At 62.3% G+C, this 15,384-nt stretch carries 16 protein-coding genes; 13 read left to right on the forward strand and 3 right to left on the reverse strand.

Annotated elements, in window-relative coordinates:
* Window positions 1-221: 221 nt before the first annotated feature.
* On the forward strand, window positions 222-1,391 hold the full coding sequence (gene purT, locus ACFOYU_RS03225; RefSeq protein ID WP_377032373.1) for a formate-dependent phosphoribosylglycinamide formyltransferase: 1,170 nt from the start codon (window positions 222-224) through the stop codon (window positions 1,389-1,391).
* Between the two features lie 110 nt (window positions 1,392-1,501).
* Window positions 1,502-1,774, forward strand: a complete 273-nt coding sequence (locus ACFOYU_RS03230) for an HlyU family transcriptional regulator (protein WP_377032374.1) — start codon at window positions 1,502-1,504, stop codon at window positions 1,772-1,774.
* Window positions 1,775-1,821: 47 nt separating this feature from the next.
* Here ACFOYU_RS03230 and ACFOYU_RS03235 read toward each other — a convergent pair whose 3' ends face one another.
* Complete coding sequence (locus ACFOYU_RS03235) at window positions 1,822-2,637, reverse strand: GntR family transcriptional regulator (protein WP_377032375.1); 816 nt, start codon at window positions 2,635-2,637, stop codon at window positions 1,822-1,824.
* Between the two features lie 146 nt (window positions 2,638-2,783).
* On the opposite strand from ACFOYU_RS03235, the gene ACFOYU_RS03240 reads away from it, so the two are divergent.
* From ACFOYU_RS03240 to ACFOYU_RS03260, 5 genes are read left to right on the forward strand one after another with little or no spacing between them, the layout of a single operon-like run.
* Window positions 2,784-3,794 (forward strand): tripartite tricarboxylate transporter substrate binding protein, encoded by a 1,011-nt coding sequence (locus tag ACFOYU_RS03240; protein ID WP_226737277.1) that lies wholly within the window; start codon window positions 2,784-2,786, stop codon window positions 3,792-3,794.
* A 14-nt stretch (window positions 3,795-3,808) separates the two neighbouring features.
* The gene (locus ACFOYU_RS03245; protein WP_226737275.1) at window positions 3,809-4,261 is read left to right on the forward strand and encodes a tripartite tricarboxylate transporter TctB family protein; all 453 of its coding nucleotides are present in this window, start codon (window positions 3,809-3,811) and stop codon (window positions 4,259-4,261) included.
* Window positions 4,262-4,282: 21 nt separating this feature from the next.
* Window positions 4,283-5,815: a tripartite tricarboxylate transporter permease gene (locus ACFOYU_RS03250; RefSeq protein ID WP_377032376.1), complete on the forward strand. Its 1,533-nt coding sequence runs from the start codon at window positions 4,283-4,285 to the stop codon at window positions 5,813-5,815.
* 8 nt (window positions 5,816-5,823) lie between these two features.
* Entirely contained in the window at window positions 5,824-6,858 is a 1,035-nt protein-coding gene (locus ACFOYU_RS03255) for an amidohydrolase family protein (protein WP_377032377.1), read from the forward strand.
* Window positions 6,859-6,864: 6 nt separating this feature from the next.
* A complete protein-coding gene (locus tag ACFOYU_RS03260) occupies window positions 6,865-8,157 on the forward strand; it encodes an MFS transporter (RefSeq protein WP_377032378.1) in 1,293 nt (430 codons plus the stop codon).
* An 11-nt stretch (window positions 8,158-8,168) separates the two neighbouring features.
* On the opposite strand, the gene ACFOYU_RS03265 is transcribed toward ACFOYU_RS03260, so the two are convergent.
* The gene (locus ACFOYU_RS03265; RefSeq protein ID WP_377032379.1) at window positions 8,169-8,321 is read right to left on the reverse strand and encodes a hypothetical protein; all 153 of its coding nucleotides are present in this window, start codon (window positions 8,319-8,321) and stop codon (window positions 8,169-8,171) included.
* A gap of 130 nt (window positions 8,322-8,451) precedes the next feature.
* Entirely contained in the window at window positions 8,452-9,390 is a 939-nt protein-coding gene (locus ACFOYU_RS03270) for a LysR family transcriptional regulator (protein WP_377032380.1), read from the reverse strand.
* A 136-nt stretch (window positions 9,391-9,526) separates the two neighbouring features.
* Between ACFOYU_RS03270 and ACFOYU_RS03275 the strand changes: the two genes are divergently transcribed.
* Genes ACFOYU_RS03275 through ACFOYU_RS03300 form a run of 6 tightly spaced genes read left to right on the forward strand, consistent with a single transcriptional unit; the run spans window position 9,527 to window position 15,312 of the window.
* Window positions 9,527-10,102 carry a flavin reductase family protein gene (locus ACFOYU_RS03275; RefSeq protein WP_377032381.1) on the forward strand — a complete coding sequence of 192 codons (576 nt, stop codon included), beginning with the start codon at window positions 9,527-9,529 and terminating at the stop codon, window positions 10,100-10,102.
* Window positions 10,099-11,202 carry an LLM class flavin-dependent oxidoreductase gene (locus ACFOYU_RS03280; RefSeq protein ID WP_226737261.1) on the forward strand — a complete coding sequence of 368 codons (1,104 nt, stop codon included), beginning with the start codon at window positions 10,099-10,101 and terminating at the stop codon, window positions 11,200-11,202. The genes ACFOYU_RS03275 and ACFOYU_RS03280 overlap by 4 nt, the downstream gene beginning before the upstream one ends.
* 5 nt (window positions 11,203-11,207) lie before the next feature.
* Window positions 11,208-12,002 carry an alpha/beta fold hydrolase gene (locus tag ACFOYU_RS03285; RefSeq protein WP_377032382.1) on the forward strand — a complete coding sequence of 265 codons (795 nt, stop codon included), beginning with the start codon at window positions 11,208-11,210 and terminating at the stop codon, window positions 12,000-12,002.
* Window positions 12,003-12,026: 24 nt separating this feature from the next.
* Window positions 12,027-13,061, forward strand: coding sequence for a Gfo/Idh/MocA family protein (locus ACFOYU_RS03290; RefSeq protein WP_377032383.1), 1,035 nt, complete (start codon window positions 12,027-12,029; stop codon window positions 13,059-13,061).
* 60 nt (window positions 13,062-13,121) lie between these two features.
* Window positions 13,122-14,213 (forward strand): Gfo/Idh/MocA family protein, encoded by a 1,092-nt coding sequence (locus tag ACFOYU_RS03295; RefSeq protein WP_377032384.1) that lies wholly within the window; start codon window positions 13,122-13,124, stop codon window positions 14,211-14,213.
* Window positions 14,197-15,312 (forward strand): Gfo/Idh/MocA family protein, encoded by a 1,116-nt coding sequence (locus ACFOYU_RS03300; protein ID WP_377032385.1) that lies wholly within the window; start codon window positions 14,197-14,199, stop codon window positions 15,310-15,312. The genes ACFOYU_RS03295 and ACFOYU_RS03300 overlap by 17 nt, the downstream gene beginning before the upstream one ends.
* Window positions 15,313-15,384: the final 72 nt, after the last annotated feature.

Below are 15,384 nucleotides of genomic sequence, written 5' to 3' on the forward strand. Positions count from 1 at the left end.
AACCGAGGCTTGTCAGCCTGTTGTAGAGGGATGCGCCGGCGAACTCTATTGCCCTCTGCGAGGCTCCGGTCAAATAGGGCTGCGGAGGCCGCGGCCAAGCGCCATGGCACACGGCGCTTTCTGTGAGCGGTCTCCGGTGCTGCTTCCCTGCAAGTCTTGCAGGCGATGCCCGGATGATGGACAAGGGGCGCACTCGGGTTGCTAGACGGCGCAGCAGGACAATGACATTCACCGCTAAAATCCTCCTCCTTGGGTCGGGCGAACTCGGCAAGGAGTTCGCGATCTCCGCCAAACGCTATGGCTGCCATGTCATTGCGTGCGACCACTACGCCAATGCACCGGCGATGCAGGTGTCCGACGTTGCGGAGGTCTTCTCCATGCTCGATGCGGACAGGCTCAGAAGCGTGATCGAGAAGCATCGGCCCGACTATATCGTGCCGGAGGTGGAGGCGATCCGAACCGAGGTTCTGCAGGAGTTCGAGGACAAGGGCTTCGCCGTCGTGCCTTCGGCCCGCGCCACCTACATGACGATGAACCGTGATCGCATTCGAGAGGTGGCGGCCACGGAGCTCGGCCTTCGGACATCGAAATACCGGTATGCCGAGTCCCTGGAGGAGGTCCGAGCCGCCGCGGAGCATACGGGGTTCCCCTGTGTCATCAAGCCGGTCATGTCGTCGTCCGGCAAGGGGCAGAGCAATGCCAATTCGGTCGACGAGCTGGAGAAGGCCTGGACCTATGCCGTCGACAACATGAGGGGCGATCGCAAGAAGGTGATCGTCGAGGAGTTCATTCGCTTCGAATACGAAATCACTCTCCTGACGGTGCGCACCCGCGACGGCGTCAAGTTCTGCGAGCCGATCGGCCACCGGCAGGAGCGTGGCGATTATCAGGAATCCTGGCAGCCGACGCCAATGTCCGACAGGCTTCTTCAGGAAGCGAGGGACATGGCGGAAAAGGTCGTCGACAATCTCGGAGGCTATGGGATCTTCGGCGTCGAGTTCTTCGTCACCCGGGACGAGGTCATCTTCTCGGAACTTTCTCCCAGGCCGCATGATACGGGGATGGTCACGCTCATTTCCCAGAACCTGTCCGAATTCGATCTCCATGCCCGGGCCATTCTTGGACTGCCCATTTCCAGCATCACGCTTCGTGGCCCTTCGGCCTCGGCCGTGATCCTGGCCGATCGCGAGGCGGACGACTTCTCCATCCAGGGGATCGGCGATGCACTTCGGCAGGAGCCGGAGAACGGCGAAGTCGAGGTGCGGATCTTTGGCAAGCCCACAACCCGTCCATACCGGCGGATGGGAGTGGCGCTGGCCTGTGCCGACACGACCGATCGTGCCCGGGATTACGCCCGCAGAGCCGCCGAACGCGTGAAGATCATCTACTGATCGACGTGCGAACGGCTCACGCTCTAACAGCCCCTCGGGTATGCTGAGCGGGCGAATCATCAGTAACAGGTAGGCTCCCGCTCATGGTCTCGTTTTTCAAAGATCTATGGATGCGCCTTGCCGGAGGCGGAGGCGCGCCTGACGGAAAGGAGCTCTCGGCGGAGCCTGTCGAATACAAGGGCTACCGGATTCGACCGGCTCCCTATCCGGCCAAAGGCCAGTATCAGACCGCCGGCGTGATCGAGAAGGAGATCGGCGGCGAGATGAAGGCGCATCGCTTCGTGCGTGCCGAAACCCACGCGAGCAAGGATGATGCGGTCTCCTTCTCGGTCGCAAAGGCCCGACAGATCATCGACGAGCAGGGCGACCGCATCTTTTCGTAAGGCGACTTTGCCGGGCGCTCCTCTCTCGGGAATCCCGGCCTGTACCGTCAGGCCTCGGCTTTCACGCTGGCGATTTCCGTGGCGATCTGTCGATGCGGGTGACTGGCATTGGCTCCTGAACGCCTCAGACGGTGCCGCAGGCGGAAGCGATCTGCGCGGTAATAGGCTCGCGAGCATTCGAGGGCCTCGCCGCTGTCGGAATAGATGATGCGTTCCACGAGAATGAGCGGGTGCCCCGTCTGAACGCTGAGCATATCCGCCCTGAACCCGTCGGCGACGATGAACTCGATGACCTCGTCCGCCTCCACCGCCTCGACGTCATAGAGCCGCTCGATCAGCGCATAGAGCGGCTGGGAGAGGTCCGCCTGCAGGAGTTTGGGGGCGATCCGTGCGGGAACGAAGGTGGTGCGGAAGGCCGCAGGCTGGTCATCCGCCGAGAGGAGCTTGCGGATCTTGTGCACCTGATCCGCCGACCGAAGGCCGAGCTTTGCCATGATCCAGTCCGGAGCAGGGACCGTCTCCGCACTGTAGACGCTGATGTTGCGGGGATCCGCCGCATCGAAGCCGGACAGCAGGAAGTGCTCCGGATCGGTGAGCGGCTCGGCCAAGCGCGGCGCCAGCACGAAAGTCCCGCGACCCTGCTTCTTCTGAAGAAAACCCTCGTCGACCAGGGCCGAGATCGCCTGACGCACCGTAATGCGTGAGAGGTCGTAGTGCTCGCAAAGCTCGCTCTCGGAGGGGATCTGGTCCCCGGGCTGAAGATCGAACGTCACGTAGTCGCGCAGGGCGTGCTTCAGCTGGAGCCACAGAGGTGTGCTGCCGGTCCCCCTCAGAGGATGAAGGTTGGGGCCTGTATCCGTCATTGAAGCACCTTTCCTGCGAGTCCCGCCCGGGCATCGCCACTCGTCTCGAAAAGTCTCTTTATCGAACTTGACATGGAAGGAAAGCCAGACCTAGTCTCAACACGTCTTATGACGTCATAATAAGCTATCGAACGGAGGAAGCAACCATGCATACGATCGGAAGACTATCGACTCGGTTCAGCCGCCGCCTCATCATGATGGGGGCAGCCTCTGCAACCGCCGCTTTGATGCTTGGCAGCCAACCGGTCCTTGCGCAGGGCAAGGCACCGACCGGTCCCATCGAAATCACCTCCGGCACGAGCCCCGGCGGCACGCCGGACGTCCTGATGCGCCGCGCCGCGAAAATCCTCAACGAAGAGAAGATCATCACCAACCCGATCGTCGTGCAGAACCGTACCGGCGGGTCCTGGATGGTTGCAGCCAACTGGGTGCTGAACAAGAAGGGCGACGACAACACGGTCCTCACCATCGCCCAGCCCATTCTCACCACGCCGATCACGACCGGCCAGCCGACGGTCTACGACAAGCTCACGCCCATCAGCATGTTCATCCAGGGCGATCTTCTCATCGCCGTGCAGCCCAACTCCCCTGCGAACAACCTGAAGGAGTTCATCGATCTGGCAAAACAGCGCGAGCGCAGCGTCAAGGTCGCGGGCGCGCAGGCAGGATCGACCGATCACATGGTGACCGGTCTGGTCGAGAAGGCCGGCAACGTGAAGCTGAACTACGTTCCCTTCGACGGCGGTGGCGCCGCGACGTCCGCCTTTCTTGGAGGCAACGTGGATATGATCGTCCTGCCGCCCAGCGAAGCTCTGCCCCTCATCAAGAGCAACAAGGCGAAGCTGCTTGCGGTCCTGAGCGAGAATCGCCGGAAGGAGCCGGAGTTCAAGGATGTCCCGACTGCCAAGGAGCAGGGCTTCGATATCGTGTGGGGTCAGTCCTGGGGTCTTGCCGGTCCGCCGGACATGGATCCTGAACTCGTGAAGTTCTGGGACGATGCCATCCAGAAGCTCGTGAAGACCGATGCCTGGCAGGCCATGGTCGACGAGATGTTCCTGCGCAGCGAGGTCGTGCCGGCCAGCCAGGCGAAGGAGCATATGGCTGAACTGCACCAAGAGCATCTTGCCCTCCTGCGTGATCTCGGCCTCGCCAAGTAAGCCGGATCCAGGTCATGAAAACTGCGGATATCGTCAGCGCGGTTGTCATGCTCGTCCTGTCGGGGGTGGTCTTCGCGACCACCCGCGACTTGCCATACTGGGCGGATTTCGCACCCGGATCGGCCTTTGCGCCGTTCTGGGTGGCCGCGACGGGTGCCGTCCTCTCCATCGCGTTGCTCGTCAGCGCCCTGCGCCGGCCGGCCGGACCGCCCGTCGACTGGCCTGACCGCACCGGATTCCAGCGGGTGATCCTGACGGCCGGAGGCCTCTGGGCCGTCATCGTCGCGGCTCCGTTCCTCGGGCTGGTGGCCACCGCCGTTCTGTTCATGTTGTTCTTGCTTCTCGTCGTCGAGCGCCGCCGCCTTCTGCCCAGTCTCTTCACCACCGCGGTTACGACGGCGCTCGTCTATGGCGTGTTCGTTGCATGGCTCGGGATCGCTTTTCCCAAGGGCTTGCTGGGCGTCTGACGCCATCAGGGATCGTATTCGATGATCGATGCACTTGCTTCTCTCGGCCAAGGCTTTCAGGTGGCTCTGGCGCCGATGAACCTCATGTTCATCTTCATCGGCGTCTGCCTCGGCCAGCTGATCGGCGCTCTGCCGGGGCTCGGCCCCTCGGCCGGCATGGCACTTCTCCTGCCGATCACCTTCGGCATTCCGCCCGTCACCGCAATCATGATGCTGGCCGGCATCATGTATGGCGGCATGTATGGCGGGACCCTGACATCCGTGCTCGTCAACGTGCCCGGCGAGGCAGCCTCCGTCATGACGGCGGTCGACGGTCACAAGCTCGCCAAGAAGGGCAGGGCCGGTGCCGCTCTCAGCGTCTCAGCCATCGGATCGTTCCTGGCGGGTATCGGAGCCGTCACCGCTCTGGTCTTCGTGACTCCCCCACTGGCGGAGTTCGCGCTCAGCTTCTCGTCTCCCGAATATTTCCTTCTCGCCACCCTGGGCATCACGGCTACGGCAAGCATCGGATCGGGCTCTCCGCTCAAGGCGATCCTGATGGCGGTCTTCGGCCTTATGATCGCGCTGATCGGCACCGACCCGATCCTCGGAAGCTCCCGTCTGACGTTCGGCGTCACGGAACTGCTCGACGGCATCGACTTCCTGCCGGTGGCGATCGGCATCTTCGGTGTCGCCGAAGTTCTGGCCTCCCTGGAGCGAAGCTACGATTCCGAGCCGATCAAGACACGGCTGCGCGACATGTGGCTCAGTGCGAAGGACTGGGCCGAATGCCGCGTCGCCATCCTGCGCGGGGGCTTTCTAGGTTTCTTCATCGGGCTGATGCCGGGTGCGGGGCCGACCGTGGCCTCTATCCTCGCCTATGTCACGGAAAAGCGCTTCAGCAAACACCCGGAACGATTCGGAGAGGGCGCTCTCGATGGTGTCGCGGCCGCGGAATCAGCCAATAACTCGGCAGCTCACGGAGCTCTCATCCCGATGCTCGCACTCGGAATCCCGGGATCCGCATCGACGGCGGTGCTGCTCGCGGCATTGGTCCTTCAGGGCATCCGCCCCGGCCCCACGCTTCTCGTCGAGCAGGCGGATCTCGTCTGGGGGCTCATCGCCAGCATGTTCGTCGGCAACATCATCCTGCTGATCCTCAACCTGCCGCTTGCGCCGGTATTCGCCGCACTGCTGCGGATCCCCTACGAGTATCTGGCGCCGGGCATCCTCGTGATCTCGCTCGTCGGCGCCTATGCGACGACGCTCAGCCTGTTCAATGTCGGCCTGACGCTCTTCTTCGGAATGGTCGGCTATCTCATGATCAAGGCCGATCTGCCGCGAGCCCCTGTCGTCCTTGCAGTCGTGCTGGCGCAGTTGATGGAATCGTCGCTGCGACAGTCTCTCATGCTCTCGGAAGGGAGCCTCGTGATCTTCGTGCAGCGTCCGCTGTCGGCGATCCTCCTCCTCCTCGTCATAGGCTCTTTGCTGCTCCCGTTGCTGAACATGCTGACGCGCCGTCGCGTCGCCCGCCGCAGCCGGCGCGAAGGCTCCATTTCCATCGCAACCAAATAGGAATCCCCATGACTTCCGTTCGTACCATCGATGTCCATGCGCATATCCTCACCGAGGAGATGATGCGCCTCATGCGGCGCGAGGCGCCTGATATCGGGCCGACGCTGAGCGAGGTCGACGAGCATGGCGGGGTGCTCCAAGTCGGCAGCATCGTCCAGCGTCCCTTTCCCCGCGGAGCTTGGGATCTGGAACTCCGCCTGCGGGACATGGACCAGGCGGAAGTGGACATGCAGGTCCTCTCCGTCTGTCCGCAGACCTTCCTCTATGACCGAGATCCTGCCCTGACCGCGGCCCTGTCGTCCATTCAGAACGACGAGATCGCAAAGATCGTGCGCCAGCATCCGGACCGCTTCCTCGGCATCGCCACGCTGCCGATGCAGGATCCCGAGCGCGCGGTCGCCGAACTGCGCCGGGCCATGACCCAGCTGGGCCTCAGCGGTGCTCAGATCGGTTCCCACGTGGAAGGGCGCAATCTGGACGATCCGGCTCTCGAGCCGCTTTGGGCCGCGGCGGAAGAACTCGGCGCCTTCATCCTGGTCCATCCGCAGAAAACCGCAGCCGGAGACCGGCTCAAATCCTACTATCTCAAGAACTTGATCGGGAATCCGCTCGATACGACGATCGCCGCCGCATCACTGGTTTTCGGGGGTGTCTTGGAACGCCATCCAAACCTGAAGTTCTGCTTTGCGCATGGCGGTGGCTTCATGCCCTATCAGACCGGGCGCATGAACCACGGATATGACGTGCGCGCCGAGGGCAAGGTCAATCTGAAGGAGCCTCCGGAGGTCTCCATCCGCCGTCTCTATTTCGACTGCATCCTGCATTTCGAGCCGGCGCTGCGTTACTTGGTCGACACCTTCGGCGCCGACCACGTACTGCTCGGCAGCGACTACCCGTTCGACATGGGGACGATGGACGGTGTCCGGCAGATCCGTGCCTTGAGGGCGACGCCGGAGGAGCGCAACCTTATCCTGGGCGAAGCGGCAGCGGTGCTCCTTGGGCAGCAAGGCGCTCCCGTCAAGCGAGCTGCCCAAGCCGGTTAGCAGCCGATGCCGACCCACGGAGGCGAACGGCCGGAGCAAGCTCACTCTCCTGGTGAGTTTGCTCCGTCGAGCCGCGAGAGCGGACATCGCTATCGGTGGGTCATTCTGTCGGTCGGCGTTCTTGCACAGGCGGCTCTCGCTGCCCTGCAGCACGGGTTGCCGGCCCTCGGCCCTATTCTGCGAACGCGATTCGATCTGACGCTCCCCGAGATCGGACTGGTTCTCGCTTCCTCCAACTGGGGCATCATGAGCACGCTCCTGCTCTGGGGGGCGCTCGCGGATCGCTGGGGCGAGCGCCTTGTGATCGCCACCGGCCTCGGTGGCAGTGCTGTTGCCATCATTGCCGCATCTCAGGCTGCGGATGTCACGGAACTCGTTCTCTGGTTGATCTCGGCCGGTGCGCTTGGTTCCGCAGCTTCCGCTGCCTCAGGCCGTGCCGTCATGCACTGGTTTTCCCGGCGGGAGCGCGGCTTTGCCCTCGGAATTCGTCAGATGGCGATCCCTCTGGGAAGTGCCGTGGCTGCTCTCTCGCTCCCGCTGATCGCCGCGGCCGCGGGACTCGATGCGGCCCTTTTCGCGCTTGCGGGAGCGGCCGGGCTCGGAGCTGTGTGCGCAGCTCTGCTGTTGTCTTCGCATCCAGGCGCCAGCGGCGAAATCAGCCTCGTCGTTCCGCTATCGCCCCTGCGCGACGGCGTGCTCTGGCGCCTTGCCTTCTGCTCCGGACTTCTGGTGTGCAGTCAGGTGGCCATGAATGGTTTCGTCGTTCTGCTCCTGACCGAGTATCGTGGAATCGCCCTTGGACCGGCGGCACTTGTGCTCGCAGCCATCAATCTGGGAGGAGGCGCGGCGCGCGTGTTCGTCGGCCGCCTTTCGGATCGCTCCGGTCGACGGTTGCCGCCGATCCGCAAGCAGGCGCTCTGGCTGGCCTCGGCTCTGATGGCTTCCGCGCTGCTGATCGATGCACCTCTGCCGTTGCTAATTCCTGCATTGGTCGCAGCAGGAGTGTTCGCCCTCAGCTGGAACGGGCTCGCCATGACCGCCGCGGCCGAGATGGCAGGTCACGCCCGAGCCGGCTTGGCCATCGGATTGCAGGGAACCGTCATCCGTGTCGTGAGCGCCGGAGCGGGCGTGGCTTTCGGGTTCGTCGTGGAGCAGACCGGCTCTTGGGCTCTCGCAATCCTGCTTCTCGGATTGCTGCCTCTCATCAGCTACAGCCTCATGGCTCCTCTGTCTGGGGAGGAGGAGCGCAGGCTCCTGCCCTTGGACCCCGCGCGCCCGGCGACCTCTCCACCCACTTGAGGTGGGGGACCCTACCACTCCAGCGAGGGATGCTGGCGACGCTGATCTTCCCGCAACGTATGCGTCTCGGCAAGGATCTCGCGCAGAAGCTTCACGACTCGACCCACGAGGGCAAAGCCCCCGAAGGGGCTCGAGAAGGGCTTCAGAACGCTGACGGTGGACATAGTACTGGACTCCAGGAGGCACAGAATTGCTCTATCGCGCCGCCTTATACTTTGGGCAGCGCAGCATGCAATATGCTGCGCTGCAGCGGAGACATGTCCCAGGGGCAAAACTCAATGGAAAACGACGGTCTCAGACTGGCTGACGCACCTGTTCTACTCCATCCCAAAGGGCATTCAGGCGAAGGGTTTCCTGCTCCAGCACCGCCAGGAAGGTTTCTGCTGCAGCGGAAAGCGGCTGCCGGGCCGGTTCGATCAGGACGAGATCCGTTTCCAGGGACGGCTGTGCCAGCGGATTGATGACGTAGTGCCGGCTCGCGATGTCGTTCGCCATCATGACTCCGGGAAGGACCGTAACCCAGTCGGAGCTTGCGACGAGATCGAGGGTGCCGAGCATGGCATCGAGCTCCAACATCCGCCCGATCTTGACCCCATTGGAGGAGAAATAGGTCTCCAGGCTGCGTCGGCGCGTATTCTGTCCGGTCGGCACCACGATCTTCAGCGTGCCCAAGTCGGACAGACGCACAGGAGCCATATGCCGGACGTCGAGTTGCCCCTTGGACACGAGAACCTCCGGCGTCCGGGCGAGAAGACGGCTCTTGAGACCCATCGCATCGGCAAAGGCGGGAACAACGGCAAAGTCCAGTTCTCCCGCTCGGACCTGCTGCGTCAGCACGGCCGAGTAGGCTTCGGTGATGCGCACCACCACGTTGGGATGAGCCTCCATGAACTTGGCCAGGGCCGGGGCCATGGCGCATCGCGTCATCGTCGGCATGAGGCCGACCGTGATTTCCCCCTCGAGACCGCTACCGAAGTTCATCAGGGCCCGCGTCGCGGCCTCGTTGCTGCGGAGCACATCGATACAGTGTCGATAATAGCTGTCCCCTGCGGGTGTCGGGATCACGCCGCCTGGACCACGGGCGAAGAGCTTGACCCCGAAGCGACTCTCGATCTTGCGAACATGCTGGGACACCCCCGACTGGGTGGCATTCTCGCGAGTCGCCGCCGCAGTGAACGAGCGCTCCTCGTAAACGGCGACGAACAGACGGATATCGCGCAGGCTCTCGAGCATTGGGCTATCACGATCTATAATGGCGAGAAGTAGATCATATCATTTTATCGTCTGACGAGTCGAGGTTATCTTCAGGATCAAAGCCATCCTCCCATCGCCCGGCTCAGCGTCGGCAAGCATAGGATGATCCGATCACATGACCCAGCAGATGAGTCCCCGTAAGGTCGAGGACCCTCGCCATCTCCGCCAGGCACTGGGGCGCTTCGCGACCGGCGTCACCGTCGTCACGACCTGCTCGCCGACCGGCAAGCTGGAGGGACTGACGGCCAACTCCTTCTCGTCGGTTTCGCTCGATCCGCCCCTGGTGCTCTGGAGCTTGCAGAAGCAGGCTCCATCTCTCGAGAGTTTCCGCTCTTCCGGGCACTTCGTCGTGAACGTTCTAGGTGCGCATCAGCACGACCATTGTCAGCATTTCGCGCGGCCCTCCCAGAACAAGTTTCAGGACGTTCCGCATGAGATCGGCCTTGGCGGCTGCCCCGTGTTGGACGACTGCATCGCCACCTTCGAGTGCTCCACTCACAGCATCGTCGAGGGCGGCGACCACCTGATCTTCATCGGACGGGTCGAAAGAGCCGTCTACCGGGACGGCGAGCCGCTCATCTTCAGCGCAGGCTCCTTCTGCGTTCCGTCACAGTTCCAACAGCCAGAAACCGCCTCAGAGGCGCGGACAACAGGACGATCCTCATTCGTCCAAAGGGAGTGCTGCTCATGAAGCTAGGCTTCTTCACGATGCCGATCCATCCGGTTGAACGTAATCTCACGGAGACACTCAAGGAGGATCGCGAGCTGGCGCTCATCGCCGACCGTCTCGGCTTCGTTGAAGGCTATTTCGGCGAGCATGTCACGGACGCGGCAGAGACGATTTCGTCGTCGCTGATCTTCATTGCGTGGCTCCTGAACGAGACGAAGAACATCAAGCTGGGATCCGGCACCATCAACCTGCCCAACCACCACCCGGCCATGGTTGCAGGTGAGGTCGCCATGATCGACCACATGGCGGAGGGGCGGTTCATCATGGGCATCAGCCCGGGTGGACTTCTTTCCGATGCGGAGGTCTTCGGGAACCTCGACAAAGATCGTACCGCGATGTTCGTTGAGGCCATCGATCACATCCTGAACATCTGGGCTGGAGAGCCCCCCTACAACCTCAAGGGCGAGCACTGGACGATCTCGACCGAGCGCACCCACATTCCGGAACTGGGCCAAGGCTACATCCACAAGCCCTACCAAAAGCCGCATCCCCCGATCGTCGTCACTGCCGTTGCGCCTTTCTCGAAGGGCGTAAGCGAGGCGGCGGCCCGCGGCTGGGATCCGATTTCGGCGAACTTCCTTCTGCCGAAGTGGGTCAAATCGCACTGGCCGAAATATGTGGAGGGCTGCGAGAAGGGCGGGCGTATCGCGGATCCGGCGAACTGGCGCGTCGCGAAGAGCATCTTCGTCGCCGAGGACATGGCGACCGCCCGGCGCTACGCCACAGAACCGGGAAGCCCCTACTACAATTACTACCGCTCACTCGCCACCAAGCTGATCAAGAATGGCCGCGCCAATCTGTTCAAGGCGGACCAGAACGCGCCGGATTCTTCCGTCACTGTGGAAAGCGTCGTCGACCAGCTGATCATCTGGGGCACGCCGGAGAAGGTGACGGACGATCTCTTGGCCTTCCGCGATGAAATCGGCGATTTCGGCACCCTGCTTTATGCAGGGCATGACTGGGCGGACCGCAATCTCGCCGTCAGATCGATGGAGCTGATGGCGGAAAAGGTCCTGCCTGCCGTCAACAGCTCGATCGTCTCGGCAACGGCCGCCGCGTGATGACGATGCAGAAGGAAAGGCGCGTATCCGCGAATGGAGCGGAGTTCCGGGTCCTGGTCGATGGTCCCGAGGACAAGCCCTGGCTGACATGCCTCCACTCTCTCGCGACCCGGGCTGAGCTCTGGGACGACCAGATCGCGGAGCTGACGAAGACTTTCAGGGTCCTGCGCATTGATGCGCGCGGGCACGGGCGCTCCGAGCCTGTCGAGGGACCCTACAGCTTCGATCAGCTTACCAAGGATGTCGTTGCCATTTGGGACCGTCTCGGGATCGAGAGGTCGGCGGTGCTCGGCCTCTCCATGGGCGGCATGACGGCCTTCGGACTGGCGCTCGACCACACGTCGCGCGTGACCCGGATCGTTGCGGCGGACTGTCGCTCGGATGCTCCGGACTTCTTCAAGAACATGTGGGCCGACCGTCAAAAGATTCTGCACGAGAAGGGGATGGAGGCCATTGCCGAGATCACGATCCCGACCTGGCTGACCGAGGAGACGCGTAACACCCGGCCCGACCGAGTCGAGCGGGTGCGCGGCATGATCCTCGAAACGTCGAGGGAGGGCTATATCGGTGCGACGGAAGCCTTGCGTGCCCTGAACTACAAGGATCGTTTGTCCGAGATCAGGTGTCCCACCTGCCTCGTGGTCGGGGCTGCCGACGGTCCGCATCCCACCGAGATGCGTTCCATGGCGGAGCGCATCCCGGGCGTTCGCTTCATCGAAATCCCGGCTGCCGCGCACCTCGCCAATGTCGAGAATCCTGAAGCCTTCAACAAAACGGTCTGCAGCTTTCTGTCGGAGTAGGGGCGGCACTATCGGGAGGGAACTATGATTCGAGCGGCAATCGTGGGTCTGGGGTGGTGGGGCAAGCACATTGTCCGACGCATGAAGGGTTCGCAGAAGCTCAAGCTCATTGTCGCTCTCGACTCCTCCGATGCTCATGCCACTTTTGCGGCAGAGCATGGCCTTCGCTTCACGACGGATTGGGACGACGTGCTGAGCGATCCTACTATCGATGCGGTCATTCTCTGCACGCCGCATTCCATGCATACGCAGCAGGTCCTGGCTGCCGCCGCCGCTGGCAAGCACGTCTTCTGTGAAAAACCGCTGGCTCTGACACGCGAGGATGCCGAGCTTTCGGTCGAGGCATGCCGTGCAGCCGGAGTTCTGCTGGGGATCGGTCACGAGCGTCGTTTCGAGCCGGCGTCGATCGAGCTTCGCCGGATGGTCAAGGAAGGCGCTCTCGGAACCATCATGCATGTCGAGGCCAATTTCAGCCATGACAAGCTTGCAAATGTTTCGGAAAGCGACTGGAGAGCCTCGCCCGCTGATGCGCCGGCAGCCGGGATGACGGCGATGGGGATCCACCTGACGGATCTTTATCTCGATCTTTTCGGACCCATCGCCGAAGTCTATGCGCAGACTTCGCAGCGGGTATCGAAGCGTTCCAATGGAGATGTGGTCTCCGTCCAGATGCGTTTCGCGTCCGGGGCCACAGGCTACCTCAATGCGATTCTCGTCACTCCTCTCTACATCGGTATGACGGTCTTCGGCTCTGACGCGTGGGTGGAAATCCGCAACCATACCCACCCCGACACCCCGGGCTTGACCACGCTGACTTACCAGCACCGCAACGGGTACCACGATACGATCGAGTTCCCCTGGGAGGACACGGTGCGCAGGAACCTCGAGGTCTTCGCGGATGCCGTAGAGAACGGAACCCGTTATCCTTTCAGCGATGGGCAGAAGGTTGCGAATATCGCTACGCTCGAAGCGATCTGCATCTCGGCGGCGAGCAATATGCCTGTTCCCGTCGAAAGCGCCAGTGGTGCCCGCACCCGCGCCATCGCTTTTACGGTTTGAAACACTGCCGGCGGCCGACCGCCAGGCTTAAGCACTGAGAAAAAGGAAGGCGAAAGAAAAATGAAGCAGGTCGAAGTCGGGGTGATCGGCACCGGATGGGTCGGCGGCATTCGCGCCGAGACGCTGGCGCGGTCCGCATTGGTGGACAAGCTCCATATCTGTGAAATTCGCCCTGATCGACTGGCTGAGGTCAAGGCCCTCACGAACCCGGCAACGGCTACGCTCGACTATCAGGATATCGTCCGGAACGACAACATTCAGGTGGTCTTCATTTCGACGACTCCGGAACCGACCCATTTCCCGATTGCGCGCGACTGCCTGAAGGCCGGCAAGCATGTGATGCTGGAAAAGCCGATCGCACTTGAGATGTGGGAGGCGGACGAACTGATCGCCATTGCCAAGCGCAACAACGTCAAGTTTACCATCGGCTATTCGCAGCGCTTCAACCCGAAAATTGCCTACGCGAAGAAAAAGATCGCCGATGGAACACTCGGCAAGGTCGTGAACGTGATGGTGAGCCGCCATCTGTCGCGCAGCCTCGGCAAGAAAATTGCCTCTCGCGTCAAGCTTTCCCCGGCCGCGATGGAGTCGACCCACGACCTGGATTTCGTATTCTGGCTGCTGGAGCCGGCCAAGCCCGTTCGGCTCTACTCTCAAGGCGCGTATGGCTACATGGAGGCTATCAACGGCTCCTATGACTGCATGTGGACGACTGTCACCATGGACAATGGGACGCTCGTCGTCATCGGCGGCGGCTGGAACCTGCCACCGAGCTACCCGAATTTCAGCTCGACCTGGATCGAGATCACCGGGACCGAGGGGGCGCTCATTCTCGACGACACCCACCGGGACAATTGGTTGAACACGGTCTCTGAAGGAACGCGCTATCCCATGTCGACCATGCCGGGCGAGCAGGTGGACCACGTCTTTGCGGGCCAGATGGGGCCTGAGACGATCCACTTCCTGGAATCCATCCTTCTCGACAGACCGGTGATGGTGGCCCCGGAGCACGCGCGCATGGTCATGGAGGCCTATACGGCTGCCGACCTGTCGGCGGAAATCAACGAGCCTGTCGACCTGCCGCTCTCTAATCGGTCGATTGCAGCCATCGCGGATCTAAAGGGAGGACATAAACTTGAAAAAGTCGGCTAAAGGCATCGGTCTTGCGATTATCGGCGCAGGACGCGTCGGATTATTCCGGGGTGAGGTGGCCGCGCGCCATCCCGCCGTCGAGTGGATCGGTATTGCAGAGATCAACCCCGAACGGGCCAAGTTGGTCGCGGACAAGGTCGGCGCCGACTTCGTCACCTCCGACTACCGTGAGCTCCTGCGGCGTCCTGAGGTCAATGCGGTCATCATCGCAACGGACGAGCATCTCCATGTCGATCCGATCATGGCGGCAGTGGAACGCGGCGTGCCGATGCTGATCGAGAAGCCGCTGGCGACTGACCTGGCCGAGTCGGCAAAGGTCTTGCAGGCCATCGAGGCAGCCGGGATCGACGCGGTGGTCGGTTACACTCAGCGCTTCCGCCGCAAATGGCTTTCGGCCAAGGAGAAGGTGCGGGTCGGAGCTCTCGGGGACGTGACGCTCGTGACCTCGCGCGCCTTCATGAACCGCTTGGTCGCTATCGACAACTACAAGCGTACCGATGACCCATCGACGATCTCGCCCATGGTGATTTCAGGGACGCACGCCCTCGATATCGTCATGTGGTACATGGAGGAAAAGACGCCGGTCGAGGTATATGCCCGTTCTGTCGACAAGGTGCTGGGGCCGGAATATGGCGGGATCGATGCGACCGCCGGGATGATCATGTTCTCGGACGGCAGCGTTTATCACCTCAACATCTCCTGGGCGCTGCCCGTGACTTGGCCCGGTGCGGTCTACAGCCTCGAGGTCGGCATCAACGGCACGGATGGCGTGATTACGATCGACGACACACACCGCGACATCGTGATGGCCGTGTCTGCACCCCAATCGGAAGGGTATGCGCCGGATCAGCGGCGCCTCGTCGACTTCCTCGGCAGCTACCCACCGGGAGACATGGCGTTGGGCGAGTTGCGCGGGCCCATGCGCGAGGAAACGGATTCCTGGCTCAATCGGGTTTCGCTCGGACTGCCGACACAAGCCGCAACGGCTGCGGAGGCACACCGGAATCTCATGCTGACCAAGGCGCTCGATTTGTCCGCCAAGCTCAAGCGCCCCGTGCAGCTTCCGCTCGAGCCGGAGCTCGGCCTGGCTGCTGCATAGCCGATAATGCTCAAGTGGAAAGGCCTGCCCCGGTTTCCTGGGGCAGGCCTTTTGTCGTTATAAGCAGTGCTT

Origin of the sequence: Microvirga sp. GCM10011540 (assembly GCF_042650665.1) — a bacterium.
In the GTDB taxonomy this organism is placed as follows: domain Bacteria; phylum Pseudomonadota; class Alphaproteobacteria; order Rhizobiales; family Beijerinckiaceae; genus Microvirga; species Microvirga lenta.